Below are 5,495 nucleotides of genomic sequence, written 5' to 3'. Positions count from 1 at the left end.
GAAAAGCCCGCGGTTCTACCGGATATCACTCCATATGTTTCCCAGTTGGCCATAAGAAATGATTCTATGGAGTGATGGAAAGAAGAAAATGGTACCGCTTTTCCCCCTCACCATTTCCGGAAAATGGTAAAAGCTCGGTGAAAACTGATAAACAGCAGAGAAATCCAGGACTTAACATCTATCGCGGCAGAAATGACGGGAGACTCATGCCTGGCACGCGCCGTCGCACCCCGTGCAGCAGCGGCCGTAGACCATGCAGACACCGAACTCATTGGGCATAGGGGATGGGAAGGCACCGGGTTTCTTTGTGGTGAAAAAAGGCGGTGAGAAAATTATCAATATTTCTTCACCGCCCTTATTAGTGCTGTGAAAAGGCAACACTAATAAAACTGACGCTGTCATTAAGCCGATGCTTTCTCGAAATTCCCCGACAGGCTTTTCTATTTATTGCATGGCTGGAACGGGAAGCCTGTTTTTTAAATTATCTTATCAACATAGTATTCCCATAGTTGGAAGCGGATTCCTTTTATCCGCTTCCATTTTTGATGTTTTATGAAATAAAAACTCTGTAAAAAACTTTATAATACATCGAAAGTTAGATTTATGAAATAATACGATTTGCTATTCATCATTGGCATTACAAGAATGTTTCAATATGAACTCGATGGCTCCTATATGGGGTAAAACAATAAAAGTGACGGAAAATCATAATATATTTCTATGGAATCGTCGGAAGAATATGAGGTGATTATATAAGTAATTCGCTGAAATAACGATATTCAGCCCTATTTATGTCTTCCCCTGCCTCTGATTTGCATTTCCATATGCAGTTTGACCTTCTTCTAACATTACGCCCTATTCTAAGAAATATAAATTTGGCTTTAGGTTCTATATGTTTCTTGGAATTTTCGAATTACCTTGATATCCGGTCATTGGTAATAGAGGTTATTGGAGGGAGAGTTGAAATGAATCGAGTTTACAAAGTTATTTACAGCAAAGCAAGTCAGTGCGCCATGGTCGTATCTGAACTCGCTAAAAGCAGCCGGAAGGGAGCGGGCCACACAGGTACCCCAGCACTGGCCCGCATCGTTGCCGCAGTCCTCGCCGCTGGTGCCTTGACTTGGGGAATCGTGCCGGGAGTCAGCTGGGCAGCGGCGGATACCACGCCAGGAAGTGGTAATGGCGTTGCGATTGGAACTGGCAGCAATGCCCCAAAAGCAGAAAATGTTGCTATTGGTAAAGGGGCAACTATTAAATATTCGAATGGCGCAAGCAAGTCAACCGGTGATGTAGCAGTTGGCAGCGGAGCTGTCATTGATAACTACGCCAGCCAAGGCGGCAGTATTGCCATTGGTAAGAATGCTGCTGTTAGTAATATGACAGGAATACAGGAGTCTTTGTTTGCGTTAGGTCAGACCAAATATCATAGCGGTAATTGGTTGGGAACCCTACAACTCCCTGATAACCCGGAAAATGTGGCAGGAAGCATAGCCATTGGCGATAATACATATGCACGGACAGGCAGCATTATGATTGGTTCTCATAATTACAGAGGACAGATTGGAGACCAGACTGTTGATACCAGTAAAACCAATACATATGGAATTAATATTAATGCTACCACATTAGGAACGAATAGTTTCAATCAGGGGGCTTTCTCTTCTGTAACGGGTGCGTACTCTATTATCTCAGGAAAATATAATGGAAGTGGATTATCGTTTTACGGGGCTCAAAATTTTGGCGCTACTATTACGGGCTCACTGAACAGCATTGAATCGGCTGTATCATATAATGAGTATTCCGGTATTGCCAACAGTATTGTGGGGACTGCCAACAGGACTTCTAATTCCAATGGCTCATTGATTTTTGGCGCAGGTAATGAAATTAAGAATTCCATTGCTGATATTTCTGCCCCTTCAAGCGGTGGAGATTCAGCGAAGGCTTTGCAGGACAGCTTGATGGAAGCTGTACAGAATAGTAAGAGCGGTGGTGCTACCCTTGTTATCGGTGGAGGGAATAAGGCAAACTATACGCAGAAGGCCCAAATTCTTGGCGTTAATAATACGATAACCGGGACAGAAAGTAATATTGCCATGTACAACATGGTTGATGGTTATCAAAATACTGTTACTGAGGCCAGTCATGTGAAAATACTGGGCCAGAACGTCACCATCAACAAAGGTGCTGATTCCAATACTGTTATTGGTGATTATCGCACTGTAGCAGAAAATCAGACTAATAATGTTATTATCGGAAATGGTGACGAAAATAATCCAATCACAACAGAAAAGAAAGAGACAGTCATTCTTGGCTATAAAGCCAATGCTAAAGTTGATGGCAGTGTGGCTATCGGTTCCGGTTCTATAGCCGATATCGGAGCCGGAGTCTTTGGCTGGGACCCTGGGACGAACAAAGCAAGTACCACTGATTCCCCAATTTGGAAATCGTCCTGGGCGGCTGTGTCTGTAGGTGATGGCACTCATACACGGCAGATTACCAATTTGGCTGCAGGATTCAATGATACCGATGCAGTTAACGTGGCCCAGCTGAAAGCGGCCATGGAGAATGCGGCACCGAAAATTGATTTCGTTGCCGGAGACGGTATCCAGATTGAAAAGGATTCCACCGGCACCAAGTACACCATCAAGGCTAATATTACAGGCGGCACGACGACTACAGACATTACCAAAGTGGCACCAAAAGAAGGGAGCGGCTCCGGCACCGGTTCTTCCGGCAGTGGAAAAGCACTGGAAATCACGACAGAAACGAAACCTATTTCTTTTGCTGCCGATGAGGGAACTGCTGCAGAAGTCAAGCCTTCTCAGCAGCTGGGAATCCTTGGTGATAAGGCCAATATTTCTACAAAGGTGGATGGTTCCAATATTACTGTAAGCCTCAAGAAGGATATTACCGTAGACAGCGTGAAAGCGGGAAATACTACGGTAAACAAGGAAGGCATTACCATTACCGGTGGTCCGTCCATGACTGTGAGCGGTATCGATGCAGGCGGAAAGAAAATTACTAACGTAGCAGATGGTACTGAATCTTCTGATGCGGTGAACTATGGGCAGCTGCAGAATGTAGAAAATCAGGTGACTTCCAATACCCAGAACATCAACTACCTGAACGGCAGGGTAGGGGAACTGGGCGACCGCATCAACAAGGTAGGCGCCGGCGCTGCTGCCCTGGCTGCTCTTCACCCGCTGGATTTCGATCCGGAGGATAAATGGGACTTCGCCGCCGGCGTAGGCAATTACCGCAATGCCACCGCTGCTGCTGTGGGCCTCTTCTATCGCCCCAACGAAAGGACCATGTTCAACTTGGGCTGGACCATGGGGGACAACCGCAACATGGTAAACGGCGGATTCTCTGTGAAATTTGGAAAGAGCAATAAGTATGTGAAGTATTCCAAAGCGGAAATGGCATCGGTTATTGACGACCAGAGCAGGGAAATCGCAGAGCTGAAAGCCAAAGATGCGCAAAATGCCAAAGATAATGCGGAAATGAGAGCAGAAATCGAAGCACTCAAGAAACAGGTGGAGGCCCTGGCCGCAAAGAAATAAACAGACATCCCAAAAGACTGCGAAAATAATAAATGGGCGTGCTTCCCTGGGTGGAAAAGGAAGCTCAGTATGGTAAATCATGTTTTGGCGCAAAGGAAGTGATGGCCCATGAATGGGGCAGATGTAGTATGGCCTAAACGGCTGAAATTCCTTCGCCAGTCGAATAATCTTTCGCAGACAGACGTGGCAAAGGTTCTTCACTGTAGCCAGGCTGCTTATGGCATGTATGAGCTTGGCAAGAGGAAAATTTCAGCGGATAAGCTGCTGGTTCTGGCGCAGTACTACCATGTATCCGTTGATTATCTGGTAGGGCTTAGAGACGAAGTATAGTTTCATAAAGGGCAGTGTAGAAAATATATCTGCACTGCCCTTTTGATATGATTATCATGCTTTTCATTTTTAGCTTTTGTGAAATAAAATGTACTTCTGCACTGGAACATGAGAGAAAAAGAATTTGTGGACTATGCAGGGTTTTATCAATCTTATGTGGGATAGGCCTGTCCTATTTCAAATTGTTTATTGACTATCATGCAAAGTGATGGTTTATGATAAGAGAAGAAAAGAAGAATGGGAGGTTGGTAAATTGTTTCATCAAAGTCAGAATTTGAATCCCATAGGACCGATGCACATTGACAATGACAATGGACAAATTGAACTAATGTATGCGGGGGGACTGTTAGAAAAATTAAGATTCATCCGAAGCAGACTATTTCAATATGGGCCATATTTCCATGGGAAAGTATGGATGAAGCATGTTCTATGTGCAAAGATCCGGTACAGAAAGATAGGGGGATGGAGCTTTCCTTAAAGGGTATATCCTGAGCTGTAGAATGAGCTCATAAGGCCTATATTGAAATAGTTGCGGCAGCATTGCTGCTTGGAGGAAATCTTGAAAAACAACAGACTTTTAATCGGACAGATGGCTAAGCTGAACCATACCACCCTTGCCACACTGCGTCATTACGATAAACAGGGAATCCTTTCTCCTGTGTATGTGAATCCGGAAACGGGATACCGGTACTATGATGTCCAGCAGTGCCTTACCTTCCATATCATCCATCATCATAAAGCTCTTAACATGAGTCTGAAGGAAATCAAAGAGGTGTTGGAACGGAATGATTATGATTTTCTGGAAACGTTATATAAGAAAAAGCTGGATGAGGTGAACCATTCTCTGGCTGAATTTGAGTTCCGCAGGGAAGAGCTGGAGCGGATAATGAAATGGAGCGATCACTTCTGCCACCGTCCGCCGGAAGGATCCATACAGGTGGGTTATATAACCTCCAACCAGGTGTATATGGAAAAGGCCCGGCGGAATTATTTACTTGAAGATATGGGCAGTGTCATCTACGATTTGTCTGATATGGAAGGAAGGCTGCTGAAGAAGGGGTTTGAAAACGGTTATCCCTACAATGCCTTCGTGACGCTCCGGCTGGATGACGTGCTGCGCCATGACTATCGGACGGACAAACTGGGAATGGTGATTTACGGGAAGAATCTGGGAAAAGCGGGCGTGGAAACACTGAAGAGCCAAACCAGCGCCTTTGTCTACTTCGAAGATTTTAGTAAGCTGAGAGCTTATGTGGACAAGCTGCTCTCCTACTGCCAGGAACATAACTATACACCGGCCGGTGACATGGTATGCCAGATTACGGGACTTTTGAATATCAACGATTTCAAAAAGGCCACAGAAGTCCTTAGGCTCCAGCTTCCTATCAAGGCGGGCAAAGACAGCAAGAATTTCTGATTCGTCTGCAAAACGCACGGCCAGGGCCGTGCGTTTTTTGCATGTGGGACACGCCCTTTCGGGCGTGAGGGTGCAAAGGGCTGCGGTGGGCGGCTGCGCCGCCAGTATAAATAAAACAAGTTTAGTGGGCTAGTGTACTAGATAATATGAAGTGACCTCACATTTGTAGCATCGTGGATTTACCT

General features: G+C 45.2%; 3 protein-coding genes. All 3 read left to right on the top strand.

What is annotated here, in order from left to right; all coding sequences use genetic code 11:
* Window positions 1-965: 965 nt before the first annotated feature.
* The 3 genes from Q0482_RS06360 to Q0482_RS06350 all read left to right on the top strand — a co-directional run bounded on the left by Q0482_RS06360 (window position 966) and on the right by Q0482_RS06350 (window position 5,310).
* Window positions 966-3,563 carry an ESPR-type extended signal peptide-containing protein gene (locus Q0482_RS06360; RefSeq protein WP_299144790.1) on the top strand — a complete coding sequence of 866 codons (2,598 nt, stop codon included), beginning with the start codon at window positions 966-968 and terminating at the stop codon, window positions 3,561-3,563.
* Between the two features lie 108 nt (window positions 3,564-3,671).
* A complete protein-coding gene (locus tag Q0482_RS06355; RefSeq protein ID WP_299144788.1) occupies window positions 3,672-3,893 on the top strand; it encodes a helix-turn-helix transcriptional regulator in 222 nt (73 codons plus the stop codon).
* A 559-nt stretch (window positions 3,894-4,452) separates the two neighbouring features.
* Complete coding sequence (locus Q0482_RS06350) at window positions 4,453-5,310, top strand: MerR family transcriptional regulator (protein WP_299144786.1); 858 nt, start codon at window positions 4,453-4,455, stop codon at window positions 5,308-5,310.
* Window positions 5,311-5,495: the final 185 nt, after the last annotated feature.

Origin of the sequence: uncultured Dialister sp., from assembly GCF_937959425.1 — a bacterium.
Taxonomy (GTDB): Bacteria; Bacillota; Negativicutes; order Veillonellales; family Dialisteraceae; genus Dialister.
The sequence above is the reverse complement of the archived record's forward strand: the minus strand, read 5'-3'. Positions and strand labels throughout refer to the sequence as shown.

Excerpts from the sequence above, each read along its gene's own strand:
- Q0482_RS06360 (WP_299144790.1), top strand. The coding sequence starts at position 966 with ATGAATCGAGTTTACAAAGTTATTTACAGCAAAGCAAGTCAGTGCGCC.
- Q0482_RS06355 (WP_299144788.1), top strand. The coding sequence starts at position 3,672 with ATGAATGGGGCAGATGTAGTATGGCCTAAACGGCTGAAATTCCTTCGC.